Genomic DNA, 19,192 nt, shown 5'->3' with positions numbered 1-19,192 from the left:
AAGCGTTCTTTTTAGAAGCATGGTTGCAAGTCTTGAGTTTCGTGCGGCTCATCCAAGTACCCAACGGCAGGGAAATGTCGCGCAATACACGACAGCATTTGCGTGTCATTCGTCACAAGATGTAAGTTGCTTTGAATGATGGCGCTTCTTCTCGCCAAGGCTTGAATTGCAGCAGGTTGAAGTCCAAGTGATGTCAACGCGGCTGAGGTGAGGTTTTCATTGCCAGGCATGAAGCAAGCCGATAAAGGTAACCCACCGATGCGAACGGGGACGCCGGAATAGACGTCAATCAAGTCGCTGATGGACACGCCTATGACGTCCATGGATGAGTTGAATGAGGCTAATGAAAATTGATCCTCTTGCACAGTATTTGATGCTGCAGTCTCAGATGATGGATTACGTGAGCAGTGCCAAACAGGATCAGCTATAGCTGAGCAACTTATCAGGAGTGTGAGAAGTAATGGCCGTTTCATGGCTGTCTTATTCCTGCGTTGGCTGTCAGTCCTTTCGGAACGCATTCTGCACACTTGCTGAGTGGTTCAACTTGTCTTAGAAATTTAGGCAGTTCTCGATATAGGTCTGAGGGCTGCTTGTTTGGGTTGTAAGACAGCCATAGCGATATAAAGCCAGCAACCACGGGCGCCGCGAAGCTTGTGCCCACACCTCGCTCCAAAGCCGTTGATGTTTCTTTCCCTAAAAAATCTAAGTCGTATGTGGCAACCATTAATTTATTAACGGCCCAATAAGCTTCTGATGAGAGGTGCTTGCCACCGCCCGGTGCGTACAGAACCGTTCGTGGGTCTAGCGCAGAGTAAACCTCAATGTGGTTTTCTGCATCAAGCGCGCCGACCGAGATGACGCCATCGCAATTTGCGGGTTCAGGTAACGGTTTATGAAAGTTATTTCCCGCTGCTGCAACGACAAAGACTTTTTTTTCAATCACTCGGTTGATCAAGCGTTGCAAATCTGAACCGCAGACGGAAAGCCCACCGGCAATGCTCATGTTGATGATTTTTGCTGGGTTAGGGTTGTCTGGCACGCCAGTGACAGACAGCCCTGCGGCCCAGGCAATGGCATCTAATAAGTCCATGCGCGACATGTTGCATGCACCAAACAACCGGATAGGCAATATTTTGGCGGAGGGGTTCACGCCATAAGCCCCATAGATGCCGTTGGATGCAATCAGACTTGCAACCTCTGTTCCATGTGTTCTGAATGCGCCAGAGATCAGGCGTTGGCCACAGCGTGCATCGCGCTCATCTGGGCTGAAGTCTGCTGATCTACCTCCGCGTAAATTATTGGGGGCTGACAACATGTCGTACCCTGGCAAAAGTTGTCCGCTGAGGCTAGGGTGGCTGGCAAGGATGCCACTGTCGATGACTGCAACAACGATGGGGTGCGGGCCTGGAGGAATTTTGTTTGTGCCTATGGCCGAAGGGGCTGAGGCCTTGCTGTCGAGCGCACCCAAATGCCAAGGTAAATCTTGTGCTGCTCTCGTTGAGAATGCAGCGATGAGCAACGCTGCTGAAAAAAGACGTCTCAGAAGCACGGCCCTACAGTCTCGGTGTCAGTCGCTTTCGATAGATAACCCAGTGCGGGGTGGTGTTTGGTGATGCAAGTCAACATGGCGGATTCGCTGTGAACCACATGAATGTTGCTTTTCGTGATGGCACTTTGGCTCGACAGTGCTTTCATCGTCCCAGATGGTGAGCCAATGGATTGCAACGCTATCTTCGTCAGACTGGAGTCGTGATCGCCAATCACGCAGGCCGACAAAGGTATGCCTCCAGTTAATCGGACATGCGCGCCTTGGTAAACAGCGTACAAATCCCGCAGTGAGAGGCGAATGACCTCTCGCTCAACGGTCAAAGACGCCAGTGTGAAATTGTCGGACGCATCTGCAATCTGGATTTCGTTGCGAGAGCAATGCCAGATTGGGTTGGCCAAAGTCGCTTGACAAGCGAACACAGAGCCAAGCACAGCAATGACGCATTTTTTTAATATGTACGGATGCCATCTCATAAGGTTGGAGATTTTACCGTTTTAAATAAAAAATGAATACTTTAAAATTATTTTTTCTAATTTTTATTGTAAGGTGAATTCTTATAGGTGATGCGTTTGTGCTAGCGAAATTTCACAAGGAAGTGTAACTTGAACGGTTGCAACGCCATTGTTTGGAATATTTCTAGCAATCACACCATGGTGTTTGTGGATGACGTTGTCTACGAAATCAAGTCCTAAACCGAATCCGAGCATCAGCGGTACCAAGTCGTGGGCGTCGGCATTTGCCTCGACGGTGTTGGAGATGGTGATGGTGACTTGTGTACTTGACGTTTCCAAGCTGTGCTGAGCGCGCGATTGAACGCGAATGGCACTCTTTGTGGGGGCGAATTTGATGGCGTTAAACAATAAATTTACCAAAGCGCGCACCAGCAAACGCGTATTGGCCATCACGAAGATGTCAGAGATCTCGCTTTCGTCACGTAGTTTGATATCTTTGGCTTCAGCCAAGTCAGCGACTTGTTCCAAGCTGTCATTCAGCAAGTTGTCGAGCAAGACCGGCTGCACCTTGTATGTCGAGGCCTCTGCGGAGATGGTGAGGATGAAGTCATCCATCATTTGAAGCAGGGTGTGGGCGTGGCTGACTATTTTCTCGCGTGGCGTGTCTTCTGGGGTGTTCTCAGTGGTTGTGCGCGTCAGTGACAAGATAGATGCAATTGGCGTTCGCATGTCGTGTGACAAAAATTGCAGTGCACGATCACGTTGTGTTTGTGATTGCCTTAAGTCAGTGATGTCCGTGAAGATCAGCAACTGCAAATCACTGCGCGAAGGCGCGCGAAGCAGGGTGGTTTTGAGGAAGAAATCTCGCAATCCAAGCCGGGTGTTGAGTTGAAAGATCGTTTGTTGCGTGCTGTCTTGTGTTGCATCCGTCGCATTGGAGAATGCGCGCAGTGGTAGTTGTAAGCGCTTTGCAAACTCCGTCAGTTGGCAGTCGGTGATAAGGCTTGAATCGAACAGCTGTTGAGCTTTTCGGTTGCTCAGGAGTAATTGTCCTTGTGTATCAAAAATCAGGACCGTATCGGGCATCTCATCAATGACAACGGATAAAAAGTCCAGCTCGGAACGCGCGGATGCCACGGCGTGGTCAAGTAACTTGGCGTGTTGCAGCACAACTTCCCGCGATGCTTTCATCGCCGCACTGGTTCTTTCCGCGGGTTGAAACTGTCGCAGATCTGCTGCTTTGTCTTGCACCAAATTCACAATGGCTTCTAGTCTGCGCCATGCCCATAGGGGTTGAAGTAAGAGGGCAATCAACACAAACGGGACAGGGTCTACCCAATAGTCTGCAAACGTGAGCAAAGCATAGCTCGTGGTAATGCCGCTGATGATCAGCAGCACGGCCAATATCAGGGATTGGCGTGGGCGCAGCATGACCAGACTTTGAAGCATGAGGAGCATTGGAATGAGGGTCAATGCGAAGAGGGTCCACGGCGTCGCCTCGTCGATCAAGGCCTCATTCAACGAGGCGTTGAGTACGCTAGCCAACACGGCCACGCCCGGTGTGCTGGCGTTGTTTTTGCCAGAGTACAGGGTTGGATATCTGTCACCTAAGCTTGGTGCGGTGACGCCAATCAACACATATTTGTCTTTGAGTAATGTTCGACTGATGTTGTTCTCAAGGGCATCAGCAAGCGAAATCATGGGAAAACCAACGCGTGGATCGACCATACGAAAGCGGCGATAGTGCCCCGATTGGGCTGAGGTTGCGTTCTTGTTTTCTCCTTTTGCATGAAGTGCCAGTGCGAAGTGAGACCAGCCTTGTTCATGCGTGTGAATGCCCCGAATCACACCATCGGTGTCAAAAGATAGGTTGATGTGACCCAATGTGGCGGCTTCATTCAAGGGCGCGACTGGGTCGATGGCTTGCAGTGATGACGGGCTGTCCTCCTGTACCTTGAAGGCCAAAGGCAGCACCGCCTTGTGCTGTTTGATGGCTTCAGCAAGCGCCAGGTCATCGGAGCTTGGGTCTAAGAACAGCAAGTCCAAGCCAATGACTTTGGGGCGGCAACAGTTGTCGTCGAGGCGTTTCAACAATTCGGTGTATTGGCTGCGTTGAAGAGGCCAGCCTCCGAGTTCTTGCAGCGACCTGTCGTCTACCGCGATGATGACAATATTTTGGGTTGCTCTAAACCCCTGCAGGCGCATCAGGTGGTCATACAGCACGTTGCCCATGGGGCGAGCGAGGTCGCCCAATACAAGTAACGCCAACATAACCAACGCAACTGCTGTCGTGAGCCACCACTCACGACGTAGGCGTGCCTTGCGTTCGGTGTGTTTGTTCAAGGCGCTGTGGTGGTGAATGCAATCAGATCAAAGTAGCCCGATTGCTTGGTGGTGTTGTAGGACATGCTCCATGTGTAGCGCCCCGTTGGCAAACCTTCAATCACGAAGCGTCCGTTACGTGCTTGCAGTTGTTTGGTTGAGACCATCTCTTGCGCCGTTTCTGGCTCATGCTTGATGAGTGAGAAGGTGATGATTGCGCCATCTGCCAAAGGGGCTTCAAAGACAGCGCGGCAACGGCCTGACTTGGGCTCTCCAGAAACAGTGCAAAAGCCATATTGCCGAGGTGTACCCATCAGCCCGCTGTTAGAAACAGATGCGAATTGGTAAAAAGTGGCAACTTGGCTCAGATTCGATGCCATGATTTCTGGGGCTTTGAGGGTTTGGGCGTTTTGTTCTCCCAGCAGATTTGCACTCTTTGCACTCAGGACCACGTAGCGATTGGCCTGTGCATTTGCCGTCAGCTTGATGACATAGGACGCTTGTGTGTGATTGATAAGTTCTGCGCGTTCAAACGCAGGTGCCGTCAACAGTTGTTCCACGGGCATGGCTTGACCTGATTTGTCGAATGGTACGCCTTGCCCCTTGGTGATGGCTTGCGATTGGGTGTCGTTCACGCCCTTGGTGTCAACGACACCTCCGATGACCTCCAATTGGCCCACTTGATCGATGGGTGAGTAACCCACGCGAAATTCGGTGCCTCGTACGCCTGTGATGGACAGTGGCGTACGAACTTCAAAAGGTGTGGTTTTTGAGCGGCCTTTGTAGACCTCAAGCTCGACGCGACCACGTACCAAGTCGAGTTGCACTTCGGGGCTTGATTCCATCGCATTTTTGCGTAACACCGAAATTTTGATGGCGGCGCTAGACGGTAGTCGAATGATGGAACTGTCTTCAAGTCGCATCGCGACATGGCATTCGGCAGGGATGTCAATTACCACGCCTTCTTCCAAAACAGTGCCGATATAGATGGGCTTGAGCGGGCTACCTGCACGAATCATCCTTGCGCATGAGATGCTGATGATGGTGGCATGTGATGGGTCTTGTTTGACAGCCTCTCGAGGCACCTTGAGGAGTTCCCCCGCAGGCAGCAAGTCAATGCTGCGCAGATGATTCAAACTTCGAATTGCGGTAAGGTCTGCGGGCTGCCGCAAGTATTTCTGGGACAGTTGTGAGAGGGTGTCACCTGTTTGTATTTTGTAAACAATCAGGGGTTGTTCAACGGTCTTGTCTGGTTGTTGCGCATGCGCGGCTGTTAGCCAAATCGCGCTCATTAACAGTGCCCATGCTTTACGCATCAGGGGTTCCGTTGACTGCCATCAGTCGATAACCAAATCCGTAAATGGGTTTGAGCCGCAAGTGAGGCGATGTTGCTGCAAGATCGAGTTTTTTGCGCAGCCAAGAGACATGCACGTCGAGCGAACGGGAAAGTGCGTCACCTTCGCCATTCCAAACTTCTTGCATCAGTCTTTCGCGTGACACGGCGCGTTCATGGTTTTCAAATAGAAACAAAGCCAGTTTGAATTCTTTTTCTGACAAGCTGATGTGTTGGCTCTCGAAGTAGACAGAGTTGTCAAGCTTGTTGAAAACGTAGTTCAACACACGGCGTGTGGTGTCTTGGTCGTTGCGATCAGGGTAGGTGCGGCGCAACAAAGCGGTCACGCGAGCGAGGAACTCTTGGGGGCGAATTGGTTTTGTGCAGTAGTCATCCGCACCCGCATTGAGTGCTTCAATGATGTCTTGCTCATCTGTTCTGCTGGTGAGAAAGAGCACTGGCTCTTTCAGTCCTCGCACGTTGCGAATGTGCTTCAGCACCTCTAATCCGGACATGCGAGGCACTCGCCAGTCGAGCACAAACAAGTCGATGGTGTCACGGCCAATGGCTTTGACCATGTCTGTGCCATTGTTGAAAACGCTGGTGGTGTGGCCTGCATTCTCAAGAATTTCACAAACATGTTGTGCGAGGTGAGGCTCGTCTTCTAAAAGTCCGATGTACATAGATCAATTTTAGAAGGTTTTGATGATGGCTTGGTGTAGTTCGGGGGTCACTTCTGGCATGACGCCAAACCAAGCGCGGAACGCTGGTCGCGCTTGATGTAAGAGCATTCCGAGGCCATTCACCGTTGTGTTGCCACGCAATCGGGCCGTAGCAAGCAGCGATGTTTCCAAGGGGATGTAAATCGCATCGGACACCAAGGCCGTGGTTGGCAATTGCGTGAGCTCAATGTCCAATGCAGGCTGGCCATGCATGCCTTGGTTGGTCGTATTGATCAGCAAGGCGGCTCCCGTCAAGGCTTCATGGCGCTCGGACCAATCGTAAGCAGCGACGGGTGTACCAAATTCTTGCGCTAATTCGTCAGCTTTGCTGCGTGTGCGGTTGAGAAGTCGGATTTCCGTGGCGCCTGCATCCATAAGGCTCACCACAATGGCGCGTGCTGCACCACCAGCGCCCAAAATGACGGTTGGGCCAGCGCCTGCGTGCCAGCCTGGCTGAGCTTCGTGCAGACTTTCTAAGAAGCCAAACCCATCATTGTTGAAGCCGTGCAAGGCACCGTCGGGTTGCACCACGATCGTGTTGATGGCACCCATCCGTTGGGCAAGTGGGTCGACCCAGTCCATGAATTTCATCGCTTCCACTTTGTGTGGGATGGTGATGTTGCAACCTGCCAATCCCAAGGCTTGGATGCCTCGAATGGCAGCTTCGAGATGGTTGGGATTGACCGGAAATAGGCCGTAAGCGCCGTTTAAGTTGTATTGACGAATCCAGTGGTTATGAATGGCAGGGGAGCGAGAGTGAGCCACGGGCCATCCCATGACGCCCGCCATGGTGAATGTGTTGTTCATGGTGAATGATGAAAGCTGATACCCGATGGTAGCTAATGAACGCGTGTCTTTTGTTGCCGCTGGCACCTAAGTGTTCTGTGGTGAGTGCGGCTTCTATGCTTTTCATACTTATATCGAATTCCAGTTGCTCAAGAGTTAGGAAGCACATTCAAAAAATACGCTAAGTGGTTGCGTTCAATGAACTTTTCTTAACAAATAAACAACAATAAATTGGAATTAATGTAGTTTTTGGTGGTTTGTTTGCTAAAATTTGAGCAAGGAGTCCATATGTCTAATCAATCTGATTCGCTCGAAAGTGTTGTTATCGGTGACGGCGTTGTCGTCAAAGGTACGTTCACTGTTCCCTCAAAAGCCATCATCAATGGCGTGATTGAGGGAGATTTAACTGCAGAAGAAGTGTTGATCGGCCCAACGGGCAAGATCACAGGGCGAGTTTCGGCCAAGGTCATTGACGTGCGTGGTCAGCTCCACAACACCATCATTTCCGAGAAGAGCCTGATCGTTCGCTCCACCGGCAAGATCGCTGGCAAAGTTCAATATTCAGAAATTGAAATTGAAAAAGGCGGCGAAATCGAAGGCACCTTGAGTCAAGATGCCAACGGTCCCGTCGTACACGTTGGCGGCTCGACTGCTGCTTAACTGACTGCGGTTTAAATGTTGCGTCGACTCTTTTCCACTGTTCGCATGCTCCCTGGACTTGTGTCCAATGGGTGGGTGCGTCAGTATGAAGATGCGCGCATCATTCTTGAGCAAAACGGGGATCTTCACTACCTCAACGTCAGTGGTCGTATGCAGCGCATTTTGGTGCGTGGCGGCATTTTGGCGACGGGGGCTATGTTGGTGGCGATTGCGGTGCTGTTTGCAACCAGCATCAGTCTCATGTTGAGTCGAGCGAAGCTAGAGCGTTCGCACGAAGAGGTTTATCGCGCGTTGCTCAGCAGCGCTTCAGATTCGGAAGGTACCGACCAACTGAGTATGAGCGACGAGCAAATGGTGTCGTTGGCCCAGACCATCCGTGACCGAGACATGAGCATTCGTCGTTTTGTGGATACCTCAATGGTCGCGGTTTCTCAAGAAAACGTGACCATGAAGTCACAACTTGAGTCCTCTGGTTTGACGGAAAAAATTGTCAAAATCATTCAGCAGAATGCTGCAAATGGTGGTTTCAATTTGGAAGACGATGTCAAGAGCAATCCCTTGCTCCGCGGTAAAGTGGCTGATGAGTTGTCAACCAACCGCGGTTTGCGCGAAGTTCTGTACGCATTGCCTAGTGTGATGCCGGTGCCCAATTACAGCGTGACATCCGACTTTGGTGTTCGCCGTCATCCTATTTCTGGACAAACACACTTTCATACGGGGCTCGACTTGTTGAGTCAGACAGGTGATGAAAAAGTTCATCCTGTTAAACCGGGTGTTGTGGTGCTAGCTCAGTTTCATACGCAATACGGCAACACCGTGGTGGTTCGCCACACCAACGGTGTGGAGTCGCTCTACGCGCATTTGGCAAATATCGAAGTGAAGTTGGGTGACAAAGTCACTAACGAATCTGTGCTGGGTAATATCGGCAGTACAGGTTCTTCGTCGACAGGTAAGCACCTGCATTTGGAAATATTGATTGGTGGTTATCCAGTCAATCCACAAAAAGTTATACGGACGGCACAATATGTTCAACAAATCCAAAACCAACAACGTTAATTTGTCGCAAACCAATGCGTCTGCCGTCGACGACGAGCAAATTGAATCCGAGGTTGACGAGACTGTGTCGGAACAACAACCTGCAGTCGCAACGCCTACCCCTACATCTAACCAACGAACCAGCATGATGGACATGATTTCAACCACTGCCACCAAGCCCTCTATCCTGAGCGAAGGTTTCTCGTTCCGAGGTGAAATTGCCGCCAAAGGCGCCATTCACGTGGAAGGTGCCTTGAACGGCCAAATTCAAGTGGACGAGCTCACCATTGGTGCGCGCGGCCAAGTCGAAGGTGTTGTGACTTGCAGCAGCTTGCACATCAAAGGTAAGTTCTCTGGTACTGCAACTTGTAATGAGTTGATCGTGACTTCGTCTGCTTCTGTGGATGGTCATGTGGTGTACCAAACCCTGTCGGTTCAAAAGGGTGCGTCCATCAAGGGCGAACTCTTGTTGGTCAAGTAACTCACTGAGACGGCGTCACGCCTCGTGTGTTTATGAGCCAAGAAGAACTCTTCATCAACGGCGATTTGTTACGCCTTCGTCGCGAAACCCAAGGCTGGGCTGTGAGCGATATGGCGATCCGCTCTTGCATGTCGGTCAAACAAATTCGCCAGTTGGAAGAGGGCGGCATGAGTGCTTTTTACAGCGCTGCCGTGAAAGCAACCGCTGCAAAAAAAGTTGGCGCCTTGTTGGGTGTCTCGGCCGAAGAAGTCTTTGGCCGAGTGGTTGAACCGCTTGAAGCCGAAAGCGCACTTGAAGAGCCGTTGATTGCTGATGTTCCCGCTGTGCCCGTTGCGACAGCCGCGCCTGCACAGAACCCGATCGCTGAACCTGCCGAACCTTCTGCGCAAATCGCTGCCTCCGACAAAGAGCCAGTTGTTTTAGCTCAGCCAGAAGAAACAAAATCCAAAACATCACTTTGGGTCATTGCAGGTTTGTTTGCGGCAGCGTTGGCGGTGGCTGCTTACATGCAGCCACAAGACGAGTCCGCTGCTGAGCCTGCGCCACCTTTGCAAGTTGTTCCTTCCGAGGCAGCAGACGCTGCAAGCGCTGCAGAAGCGCCAGCCTCCAACGCCTCTGCTTCTATAGAAGCTGTGGTCGTCCCCACAGCTCAAAAACCAGCATCTTTGGTAAACCCACCTGTTGCTGTGGCGACGCCTGCACCCGCACCCGCAGCAAGTAAGGCGCCTTGATTCGCTTTGCCTTGCAATTCAAAAAGCCGCTTTTCAGCGGCTTTTTTAGTTTTTAGCGCCCAAGGTCAAAGCTTCTCGACGGCTGGTGGCTAATGGCTGAGCGTCTGGCGCTTGCATCGGCCATCCACCCATGTGTGTTTTGCTGAGTTCGTACAGGCCTTGCACCCATGTTGCGCTGTCGTTCAAACAGGGGATGTAATGGAACACCTCACCACCTGCGTGTAGATACGCTTCTTGTGCTTCTTGTGAAATTTCTTCCAAAGTTTCTAAGCAATCGCTGGTGAAACCTGGGCAAATCAGGTCCACCCGTTTCACACCTTGTTGTGCCAGTGCAATCAGGGTGGGCTCGGTGTAGGGCTCCAGCCATTTGGCTTTACCAAAGCGGGATTGGAAGGTCACCATGTATTGCGTTTTGCTCAGGCCCAGTGCCTCGCCCAATAGGCGTGCTGTTTTGTAGCACTCGCAGTGGTAAGGGTCGCCCAAGTGCAGGGTACGTTCAGGCACGCCGTGAAAGCTCATCACCAAACGCTCGGGTTGCCCGTGAGTCGCCCAGTGTGTACGCACGCGCTCTGCCAAAGCTTGGATGTAAGCGGGGTGGTCGTGGTAATGGTTGATAAAGCGGAACTCTGGCAACACGCGGCTGCGCAAGCCCCAGTGGTAGACCGCATCAAACACGCTGGCCGTGGTGGTGCCCGAGTACTGAGGATAGGCTGGCACAACCAAGATGCGGGTGAAGCCTTCAGCCTTGAGCGCGTCGAGTTGACTGGCAATCGATGGGTTGCCATAGCGCATGGCGTAACGCACGCTGACCGCTTCACCGTTGGCGCTGAACACGTTTTGCAGTGCTTGCGCTTGTTTGTCTGTCCACACCTTCAAAGGCGAGCCTTCTGCGGTCCAAATCGTGGCGTATTTGGCTGCCGATTTGGCTGGACGCACGCGCAAGATGATGCCGTGCAGGATGGCCATCCACACCAAACGGGGAATTTCAACCACGCGGTGATCTCCCAAAAACTCGGCAAGGTAACGGCGCACGGCGGGTACGGTGGGTGCATCGGGTGTTCCTAAATTGCACAACAGCACCGCGGTGCGAGGTGTTTGGCCGTGGGCAAAGGGCGGCTCGGGGTTGAAGGCAGGTTTGATCATGATGCGGTATTCTCGCCCAGCATGTTGAACCTTTCCAAAATCCAGGCCATAACCCTAGACCTTGACGACACCTTATGGCCGGTCTGGCCCACCATCGCGCGCGCAGAGGTGGTTTTGCAAGATTGGCTGGCGTTGCACGCCCCGCAAACTGCGTTGTTGTGCGCGCAGCCTGGCGTGAAGCAAGCGATCCGTGCGGCTATCAATCAGCGCCACGCCGACAAAGCGCATGATTTGACTTTTTTGCGCCGTGAAGCCATTCGCGAAAGCTTGCTGCGTGCTGGTGAAGCACCACATTTGGCGGATGCCGCCTTTGAGGTGTTTTTTGCGGAGCGCCAGAACGTGCAGCTGTATGACGGTGTGCAACCCGCGTTGGCACGCTTGGCGGCGCGTTACCCCTTGGTGGGGTTGTCAAACGGCAACGCCGATGTGTTTCGCACAGAGGCGGGACCGTACTTTCAGGCAGCGGTCAGCGCGCGAGTCTTTGGTGTGGCCAAACCTGATGCGCGCATTTTTCATGCGGCAGCGGCGCAGCTGAATTTGCCACCTGAGGCAGTGTTGCACTTAGGTGATGACGCCACGACCGATGTGTTGGGCGCCCTCCTTGCAGGCATGCAAACCGCGTGGGTCAACACCCAAGGCCACGATTGGCCGCATGATTTAGCCCAGCCGCTGACGGTCAGCCATTTGGCTGAGCTGTGTGACTACTTGTTGGCCTGATCGCACCGCACCTTCGAGGGTGGAGGGGTAGGGGCCGCAAATGTAGTCACCGCAGGCCCAAAGTCCTGGTGCGATGAAGGGTTCGGGCCGATTCAGCAGCGGCGTGCATGCCAGCGTCGCACGTTTTTCGACCACGGTTTGCACCACTTCCAGATTCGTCAGTTCAAGTTGCTCGCACACTTGGTCGTACACCTGTTCGGTCACTTCATCGCGCTCTGCCGAACAGGCACTGACGACGGCGGCCAATAAGCCAGGTTGTGCGGTCAATGCGCCACGGTCGAAGACAAACTGTGCAGGGGCTTGTGCATCGCTGTACAGCGCCATCATGGGCCTGGGGAGTCCCGCAAAACCAGCATCTGTGCAACGCAAATACACGGTGGCAATGGCGGTGTGCTGCAACTCCGCGCATGGGTAAGCCCACTTGGGTGCAAGGTCGGCGCTCAGGCGGGCTGCTTCCCACGGCGGGCAGGCCAAGAGGGTGGCTTGTGTGGGGGAGTTTGCATGAGTCAAGGCCTCCAGTGCGCCAGCTGTGATGCGCTGTCCTAAACGAATGTCGGCACCTTGTGTGCTGAGCCACTGCAAACAAGCATCTGGCAGCAAGGCCCCTAAATCGATGCGAGGCACAAGCAGGTCAGAACTGCCTGATCCACCCAGCAATGCATCTTGCAGCACGCGCAAATACACGGTGGCACTGGCTTGATGCAAGGGCGTGTTGAGCGCGGATAGACACAAGGGTTCGATCAACTGCTGCATCACGCGAGGGCTCAAGCGCGCATCTTCGCAAAGCTGCGCCACGGTCCATGTGTCGTCACATGTGAAGCCCGTGCGTTGCCAGTGCCATGAGGCTTGTATCAGGCTGGCTTTGTCTTTCAAGGACCAGCCATTTGCGCGGGCCACGCCTGCGAGCAGGTTGAATGGCAGGGGCCAATCGGGCAAGCTCAGGCCTTGTCCATCGGGGAAGCGCAGATCAAGTGGCAGGCGCTGTAGCAGGGCCTCGGGATTTAAGCCCACGGTTCGCATCAAGGCGAGGGTGTCGCGGTACGCGCCAATCAACACGTGTTGGCCGTTGTCCAGGGGCTTGTCTGCAAAGTTTTGTTGCAAGCTGCGAGCGCGACCGCCCGCGAGCGGTGCGGCTTCAAACAGCGTGACCTGCCAGCCCGCTTGGGTGGCGGCCACGGCAGCAGCCAAACCGGCCCAGCCTGCACCCACGATGGTCAGTTGCTTCATCACACGAGGCAGGGCGGTTTAGAAGCGGCCCAGCGCTTGCATCTTCCAAGCGAGCCAGAGTTTGCGCAGCGGGGTGAGGGCCACGCGTTGCTTGAGCACGGGAAATTTCTGGGCTTCGATCTCACGCAGCAAGGTGCGGTAGATGCTGGCCATCATCAAACCCGGTTTTTGATGCTTCCAATCGTTCGCGGGCAGCAGAGCCAAGGCTTCGTCGTACAAGGCGTGTGCGCGTGCGGCTTGGAATTGCATGAGTGCCTGAAAACGGTCCGAGTCCACGCGGTTCAAAATTTCGTGGGCTTTCACGTCGAACAGTTGCAGCTCGCTGACGGGCAGGTAAATGCGGCCACGCAGAGCGTCCTCACCCACGTCGCGCAGGATGTTGGTGAGTTGAAACGCTTGGCCCAACTTGTGGGCATAGGCGGTGGTGGTCGCCTCTGTTTGGCCAAAAATCTTGGCTGAGACTTCGCCCACGACCCCTGCCACCAAGTGGCAGTAGCGCGTGAGGTTGGGGTAGTCGAGGTAGCGGGTTTGCGTCAGGTCCATTTCGCAGCCATCAATCACAGATTGCAACGAGGCTTCTTCAATGCCGAACTCCGCCACCCAAGGCATCAGCGCTTGGGTCACGGGGTGGTTGGGTTTGCCTGCAAAGGCTTGGCGCACTTCGTTGTGCCACCACGCCAGTTTGCTGGCGGCGACGCCTGGGTCGGTCACCTCATCAACAACATCATCTACCTCACGGCAGAAGGCATAAAACGCCGTGATGGCGGCGCGGCGTGGAGGGGGTAGAAAAAGAAAGGCGTAATAAAAGCTGCTGCCCGAAGCAGAAGCTTTTTGCTGAACGTAGTCTTGAGGTGTCATGTGTGCCTGATTATCGGGCACGCCGATCAGGCATCAGTCGCCTGGCTTCACATGCGAATGCAACGCCAGAGGATGCGGAGGGCGTCTGTTTTTTGCAGCGTTGGGCGTTGAAGTTGTGTGTGGTCTGCGGTTTCAACGCGTGCATCCAGCTTGTCCAAGATGCGTAAGCCACCTTGCACCACGGCACGCAGCTCCCAGCCCGCACGTCCTTTGACGCGGTGGACCAGCGGCTCGCCCTCCCGCATCAACGCGCGGGCAAAGCGAAGTTCTTCTGCCAGCGTCTGGCCCAGCGGTAAATAGTCTCGGCCACGGCGCAGGTCTTCTGCACGGTCTTGCCAAAAGTTGATGAGTTGCAGTGCTGTGCAGATGGCGTCGCTTTGTGCCAGCGAGGTGTTGTCGCTCACGCCGTACAAGTGCAACATCAAGCGCCCCACGGGGTTGGCTGAGCGGCGGCAATAGTCCAGCAGTTCGCTGCGGTCTCGGTAGCCTTGACCGACGCTGGTGTAGACCACGTCTTGCTCAAAGGCGTCGAGCAGGTCGAACAAGGGTTGTGTTGGCAACTGGTATTGCTGCACGGCGCGTTGCAGTGGGTCAAAGACCTGGGGCCAGCGCTGGCTAGGCGTGGTGGCGCTGCTGAGGCTGTTGGCTAAGTCTGCGCGGTATTCTCCGAGCGCTTCAAGGCGGTGGTGCGCGGGGTCGTGGCCTTCGTCGGCCAAATCATCTGCTGTGCGTGCAAAGTGATACAGCGCTTGAACGGCGGGGCGCAAATGTGCAGGGCACAGCCAAGATGCGACGGGGAAGTTTTCGTAGTGCTCAATGCTTGACATAAGTAATACCTATTGTCGTTCCCCCTTGTAAATTAGGGGCGAATCCAAATCGGATACATTAATAACCAATCAGTCATTAACAAAACAAATACTTTATGTTGTCCCCATTTTTGCCTTCAAGACGCATTGCACTGGCTTTCTTTTTTTCTGTGACTTTGGCTGCATGCGGCAAAGGGCCAGCACCTCAAGAGCCTGTGCGGGCTGTGAAAGTGTTGACCGTGGGCGAATCCGGGTCGACGATGGATTTAGAGTTCTCAGGAGAGGTTCGCGCCCGCGTGGAATCGAGTCTTGGCTTTCGTGTAGCTGGCAAATTGCTGAGCCGCCCAGCCGAAATTGGCCAGCGCGTGAAGGCCGGTGAGTTGCTGGCGCAGCTCGACCCACAAGACTACCGCGTGACAGCCGATGCCGCTGCCGCCCAACTGGTGGCTGCCCAATCTAGCCGTGATGTGGCGAGTGCGGATTTCAAACGTTACCAAGATCTGCACGCGCAGGGCTTTATCAGCGTGGCCGAGTTGCAGCGCCGCGAGGCCGCCTACATCTCAGCCCAGGCCCAGTGGAAGCAAGCCCAGGCACAAAGCTCGGTGCAGGGCAATCAATCGGGCTACACCCGGTTGTTGGCCGATGGCGCAGGGATTGTGACGTCGGTGGACGCCAGTGCAGGTCAAGTGGTGGCTGCAGGCCAGCCCGTGGTGCGCTTGGCGCTGGATGGCCCGCGTGATGTGGTGTTCTCCGTGGCAGAAGACAAACTGGGTTTGTTGAAGACAGGCGCCAAAGTCAAGGTTCGACAGTGGGTAGACGGCAAACTTCTAGAAGCCGTGGTGCGCGATGTGTCAGCCAGTGCTGACACGGTGACGCGCAGCTTTCTGGTCAAGGCTGCCTTGCCAAAAGAGGCCACGCCTGTGCTGGGGTCTACCGTGACGGTCACGTTGTCGCTGGGGGATGCTGTGGCCGTGAAGTCGATCAAGTTGCCGACCAGCGCATTGCGTTTGGAAGCGGGCGCCACATCGGTGTGGCTGCTTGATCCCAACACCATGACCGTGAAGGCGCAAACCATTGAAGTCAACACCGCCGAAGGCAACGATGCCGTGGTCACGTCGGGCTTGCAAAACGGTGATCAAGTGGTGATTTCTGGCGTGCATGTGCTGACCGCAGGCCAAAAAGTGTCGATCTTTGGCGCGGCGAAGTGAGTTGAACATGGACGATAAATTCAACCTCTCCAAATGGGCGCTTGACCATCCTGCACTGACGCGTTATTTGATGGTCGTGTTGATGATTTTGGGCGTGGCCGCCTATTTCCAACTGGGCCAAGACGAAGACCCACCGTTTACCTTTCGCGCCATGGTGGTGCGCACGTATTGGCCAGGCGCAACCGCACAACAAGTAGCCGAGCAAGTCACGGATAAGCTTGAGCGCACGTTGCAAGAGGTGCCGCATGCCGACAAGATTCGCAGCTATTCCAAGCCAGGTGAATCGCAAATTATTTTTCAACTAAAAGATGCCGCTAAACCCAGCGATGTGCCTGGTGTTTGGTACGCGGTGCGCAAGAAGATTGGCGACATGCGCTACACCTTGCCGCCAGGCGTTCAAGGGCCGTTTTTCAACGATGATTTTGGTGACGTGTATGGCGTGATCTATGCGCTTGACGCCCCTGGCTTCACCCCTGCAGAGGTGAAGAAGTTTGCCGACGATGTGCGTCAGCAACTGCTGCGTGTGCCCGATGTGGCCAAGGTCGAGCAGTTTGGTGTGCAAGACGAAAAAATCTTCATTGAAATTCCACAAAAGCGCTTGGTTCAACTCGGTCTCGATGTGGGCGCGGTCTTGGCGCAACTCAGCCAAGAAAACGCGGTAGAAAACGCGGGCAGCGTGCAAGCGCCGCTGGATGTGCTGCAAGTGCGCATCGGTGGCCAGTTTGAAACCGAAGCTCAGTTGCGTGCCATGCCCATTCGCGGCAGTTCGGGCCAGCAACTCAAGCTGGGTGACATTGCCACTGTTACTCGCGGCTATGTAGAACCAGCCACCGTCAAGGTTCATCACCAAGGCAAGCCTGTCATTGCATTGGGCGTCTCGATGGCCAAAGGCGGTGACATCATTGCGCTGGGTAAATCATTAGAGGTCGCGACGGCACGCATTGAGAAAACATTGCCCATCGGCGTGAGTTTGGTGCAGGTGCAAGACCAACCCAAAGCCGTTGAAAAGTCGGTGGGTGAGTTTGTGCGAGTGCTGATTGAAGCGGTGTTGATTGTGTTGTTGGTCAGCTTCGTGGCCTTGGGTTTGCACAAAGGCGGACGCTACGGTTGGTATGTGGACATGCGCCCAGGCCTGGTGGTGGCGATCACGATTCCGTTGGTGTTGGCCATGACGTTCTTGGCCATGAACTATTGGGGCATTGGCCTGCACAAAATTTCGCTGGGGTCGCTCATCATTGCGTTGGGGTTGTTGGTGGACGACGCCATCATCGCTGTCGAGATGATGGTGCGCAAAATGGAAGAGGGCTACGACCGCGTGCGTGCCGCCACCTTTGCATATGAAGTGACTGCCATGCCCATGTTGACGGGCACGCTCATCACCGCAGCAGGCTTTTTGCCGATTGGCATGGCCAAGTCCACGGTGGGTGAATACACCTTTGCCATCTTTGCGGTGACGGTGATTGCGCTGGTGCTGAGCTGGTGGGTGTCGGTGTACTTTGTGCCGTATTTGGGCACTTTGCTGTTGCAGGTCAAACCCCATGGCGAGCACGGAGGTGAACACGAGCTGTTTGATGGCCCGTTCTACCGCCACTTTCGCACAGCAGTGACTTGGTGCGTGGAATACCGCTGGAAGGCGATTGGCATCACTTTGCTGATTTTCGTGTTGGGCTTGGTGGGCATGGGGCGTGTGCAGCAGCAGTTCTTCCCAGACTCTAGCCGCCCTGAAATTTTGGTGGACTTGTGGTTTCCTGAAGGCACGGCGTTCAAAGCCAACGAGGCTGTCACGCAGGCCGTGGAGCAGCGTTTACTCAAAGAGCAGGGCGTGAAAACGGTCAGCACATGGATTGGCTCGGGTCTGCCGCGTTTTTACCTGCCGCTGGACCAGGTGTTTCCGCAGAGCAATGTGTCGCAAATTGTGGTGATACCCGAGAGCTTGGAGCGCCGCGAGTCGTTGCGTTTGGCTTTGCCTGCCATGCTGGCGCAAGAATTTCCAGAAGCCCGTGCGCGTGTGAAGCTATTGCCCAATGGCCCACCTGTGCCATACCCCGTGCAGTTCCGCGTGGTCGGGCCTGATCCCAAAGTCTTGCGAGCACGCGCCGATGAGGTGAAGGCGCAAATGCGTGCCAGCTCATCCACGCGTGGTGTCAACGACAACTGGAACGAAGCGGTCAAAGTCGTGCGCTTGGAGGTGGACCAAGCCAAAGCGCGTGCCTTGGGTGTGACCAGTCAATCCATTGCACAGGCCATGCGCACCTTGTTGGTGGGCTCGACCGTGGAGCAGTTCCGCGAGGACAACAAGCTCATCGACATCGTGCTGCGTCAACCCCTCAATGAGCGTGATGCCATCAGTGACTTGACCAATGCCTACATCCCCACCGCATCAGGCCGCATGATTCCGGCCACGCAAATTGTGAAACCCGTGTTTTCTTGGGAGCCGGGCGTGATGTGGCGTGAAGGCCGTGAATACGCCATCACTGTGCAATGCGACATCATTGAAGGCCTGCAAGGCGCCACGGTCACGCAGCAACTGCTGCCAGACCTGAAGAAGCTGGAAGCCAAGTGGATGGAGACCGACACCCAGTCATACCGCATTGAAGTGGCGGGCGCGGTGGAGGAAAGCTCTAAAGGTTCTAGCTCTATCTCGGCAGGCATGCCGGTGATGTTGTTCATCACCTTTACTTTGCTGATGCTTCAGTTGCACAGCTTTAGCCGTGCCATGTTGGTGTTTTTGACCGGCCCGTTGGGTTTGGCTGGCGTGGCCGGTGCTTTGCTGGCGCTGAACCGCCCATTTGGTTTCGTGGCTTTGCTCGGCGTGATTGCCTTGATGGGCATGATCCAGCGCAATTCGGTCATCCTGATTGACCAAATTGAGCAAGACCGTGCCAGCGGCGTGCCCGCCTGGGAGGCGATTGTCGAGTCCGCTGTGCGACGCTTGCGTCCCATCGTGCTCACGGCAGCGGCGGCGGTGTTGGCCATGATCCCGCTCACACGCAGCGTGTTTTGGGGCCCGATGGCTGTCGCGATCATGGGCGGCTTGATGGTGGCCACCGTCTTGACGCTGCTTGCCTTGCCCGCTATGTACGCGGCGTGGTTTAAGGTCGAAAAGCCGTCTAAAATGCAAGGCTGACCGATTTCAAGCGGGTGGTCTACCCTGACCACCCG

Annotated in this window: 17 protein-coding genes; 7 read left to right on the top strand and 10 right to left on the bottom strand. The window is 54.5% G+C overall.

Annotation, left to right across the window (positions count from 1 at the left end):
- Nucleotides 1-11: 11 nt before the first annotated feature.
- The 6 genes from B9Z44_RS01830 to B9Z44_RS01800 form a co-directional block, all read right to left on the bottom strand.
- Nucleotides 12-323 (bottom strand): hypothetical protein, encoded by a 312-nt coding sequence (locus B9Z44_RS01830; protein ID WP_108359947.1) that lies wholly within the window; start codon nucleotides 321-323, stop codon nucleotides 12-14.
- Between the two features lie 146 nt (nucleotides 324-469).
- Nucleotides 470-1,549, bottom strand: a complete 1,080-nt coding sequence (locus B9Z44_RS01825) for a S8 family serine peptidase (protein ID WP_108359946.1) — start codon at nucleotides 1,547-1,549, stop codon at nucleotides 470-472.
- Between the two features lie 554 nt (nucleotides 1,550-2,103).
- Nucleotides 2,104-4,344 carry a CHASE2 domain-containing protein gene (locus B9Z44_RS01815; protein ID WP_108401549.1) on the bottom strand — a complete coding sequence of 747 codons (2,241 nt, stop codon included), beginning with the start codon at nucleotides 4,342-4,344 and terminating at the stop codon, nucleotides 2,104-2,106.
- Nucleotides 4,341-5,639 carry a FecR family protein gene (locus B9Z44_RS01810; RefSeq protein WP_108401548.1) on the bottom strand — a complete coding sequence of 433 codons (1,299 nt, stop codon included), beginning with the start codon at nucleotides 5,637-5,639 and terminating at the stop codon, nucleotides 4,341-4,343. The genes B9Z44_RS01815 and B9Z44_RS01810 overlap by 4 nt, the downstream gene beginning before the upstream one ends.
- Nucleotides 5,632-6,339 carry a response regulator transcription factor gene (locus B9Z44_RS01805; RefSeq protein WP_108401547.1) on the bottom strand — a complete coding sequence of 236 codons (708 nt, stop codon included), beginning with the start codon at nucleotides 6,337-6,339 and terminating at the stop codon, nucleotides 5,632-5,634. The genes B9Z44_RS01810 and B9Z44_RS01805 overlap by 8 nt, the downstream gene beginning before the upstream one ends.
- 9 nt (nucleotides 6,340-6,348) lie before the next feature.
- A complete protein-coding gene (locus tag B9Z44_RS01800) occupies nucleotides 6,349-7,185 on the bottom strand; it encodes a shikimate dehydrogenase (RefSeq protein WP_108401546.1) in 837 nt (278 codons plus the stop codon).
- Between the two features lie 267 nt (nucleotides 7,186-7,452).
- On the opposite strand from B9Z44_RS01800, the gene B9Z44_RS01795 reads away from it, so the two are divergent.
- From B9Z44_RS01795 to B9Z44_RS01780, 4 genes are read left to right on the top strand one after another with little or no spacing between them, the layout of a single operon-like run.
- A complete protein-coding gene (locus B9Z44_RS01795) occupies nucleotides 7,453-7,824 on the top strand; it encodes a bactofilin family protein (RefSeq protein WP_108359940.1) in 372 nt (123 codons plus the stop codon).
- Between the two features lie 15 nt (nucleotides 7,825-7,839).
- Nucleotides 7,840-8,880: a M23 family metallopeptidase gene (locus B9Z44_RS01790; protein ID WP_108359939.1), complete on the top strand. Its 1,041-nt coding sequence runs from the start codon at nucleotides 7,840-7,842 to the stop codon at nucleotides 8,878-8,880.
- Entirely contained in the window at nucleotides 8,849-9,340 is a 492-nt protein-coding gene (locus B9Z44_RS01785; RefSeq protein ID WP_108359938.1) for a bactofilin family protein, read from the top strand. Before B9Z44_RS01790 ends, B9Z44_RS01785 begins: the two co-directional genes overlap by 32 nt.
- A gap of 32 nt (nucleotides 9,341-9,372) precedes the next feature.
- Nucleotides 9,373-10,071: a helix-turn-helix domain-containing protein gene (locus B9Z44_RS01780; protein ID WP_108401545.1), complete on the top strand. Its 699-nt coding sequence runs from the start codon at nucleotides 9,373-9,375 to the stop codon at nucleotides 10,069-10,071.
- A 45-nt stretch (nucleotides 10,072-10,116) separates the two neighbouring features.
- Here B9Z44_RS01780 and hemH read toward each other — a convergent pair whose 3' ends face one another.
- The gene (gene hemH, locus B9Z44_RS01775; RefSeq protein WP_211308670.1) at nucleotides 10,117-11,214 is read right to left on the bottom strand and encodes a ferrochelatase; all 1,098 of its coding nucleotides are present in this window, start codon (nucleotides 11,212-11,214) and stop codon (nucleotides 10,117-10,119) included.
- A 21-nt stretch (nucleotides 11,215-11,235) separates the two neighbouring features.
- On the opposite strand from hemH, the gene B9Z44_RS01770 reads away from it, so the two are divergent.
- Nucleotides 11,236-11,931: an HAD family hydrolase gene (locus B9Z44_RS01770; protein ID WP_108401544.1), complete on the top strand. Its 696-nt coding sequence runs from the start codon at nucleotides 11,236-11,238 to the stop codon at nucleotides 11,929-11,931.
- Here B9Z44_RS01770 and hpnE read toward each other — a convergent pair.
- Genes hpnE through B9Z44_RS01755 form a run of 3 tightly spaced genes read right to left on the bottom strand, consistent with a single transcriptional unit; the run spans nucleotide 11,872 to nucleotide 14,843 of the window.
- Nucleotides 11,872-13,158 carry a hydroxysqualene dehydroxylase HpnE gene (gene hpnE, locus B9Z44_RS01765; RefSeq protein ID WP_108401543.1) on the bottom strand — a complete coding sequence of 429 codons (1,287 nt, stop codon included), beginning with the start codon at nucleotides 13,156-13,158 and terminating at the stop codon, nucleotides 11,872-11,874. The genes B9Z44_RS01770 and hpnE overlap by 60 nt on opposite strands.
- Nucleotides 13,159-13,176: 18 nt before the next feature.
- Complete coding sequence (gene hpnD / locus B9Z44_RS01760; RefSeq protein WP_108359934.1) at nucleotides 13,177-14,016, bottom strand: presqualene diphosphate synthase HpnD; 840 nt, start codon at nucleotides 14,014-14,016, stop codon at nucleotides 13,177-13,179.
- Nucleotides 14,017-14,063: 47 nt separating this feature from the next.
- Nucleotides 14,064-14,843, bottom strand: coding sequence for a squalene/phytoene synthase family protein (locus B9Z44_RS01755; RefSeq protein ID WP_108401542.1), 780 nt, complete (start codon nucleotides 14,841-14,843; stop codon nucleotides 14,064-14,066).
- Nucleotides 14,844-14,938: 95 nt separating this feature from the next.
- On the opposite strand from B9Z44_RS01755, the gene B9Z44_RS01750 reads away from it, so the two are divergent.
- Together B9Z44_RS01750 and B9Z44_RS01745 are read left to right on the top strand one after the other, a co-directional pair.
- Nucleotides 14,939-16,030, top strand: a complete 1,092-nt coding sequence (locus tag B9Z44_RS01750; RefSeq protein WP_108401541.1) for an efflux RND transporter periplasmic adaptor subunit — start codon at nucleotides 14,939-14,941, stop codon at nucleotides 16,028-16,030.
- 7 nt (nucleotides 16,031-16,037) lie between these two features.
- Nucleotides 16,038-19,157, top strand: coding sequence for an efflux RND transporter permease subunit (locus B9Z44_RS01745; RefSeq protein WP_108401540.1), 3,120 nt, complete (start codon nucleotides 16,038-16,040; stop codon nucleotides 19,155-19,157).
- Nucleotides 19,158-19,192: the final 35 nt, after the last annotated feature.

Origin of the sequence: Limnohabitans curvus (assembly GCF_003063475.1) — a bacterium.
Lineage (GTDB): Bacteria > Pseudomonadota > Gammaproteobacteria > Burkholderiales > Burkholderiaceae_C > Limnohabitans > Limnohabitans curvus.
The sequence above is the reverse complement of the archived record's forward strand: the minus strand, read 5'-3'. Positions and strand labels throughout refer to the sequence as shown.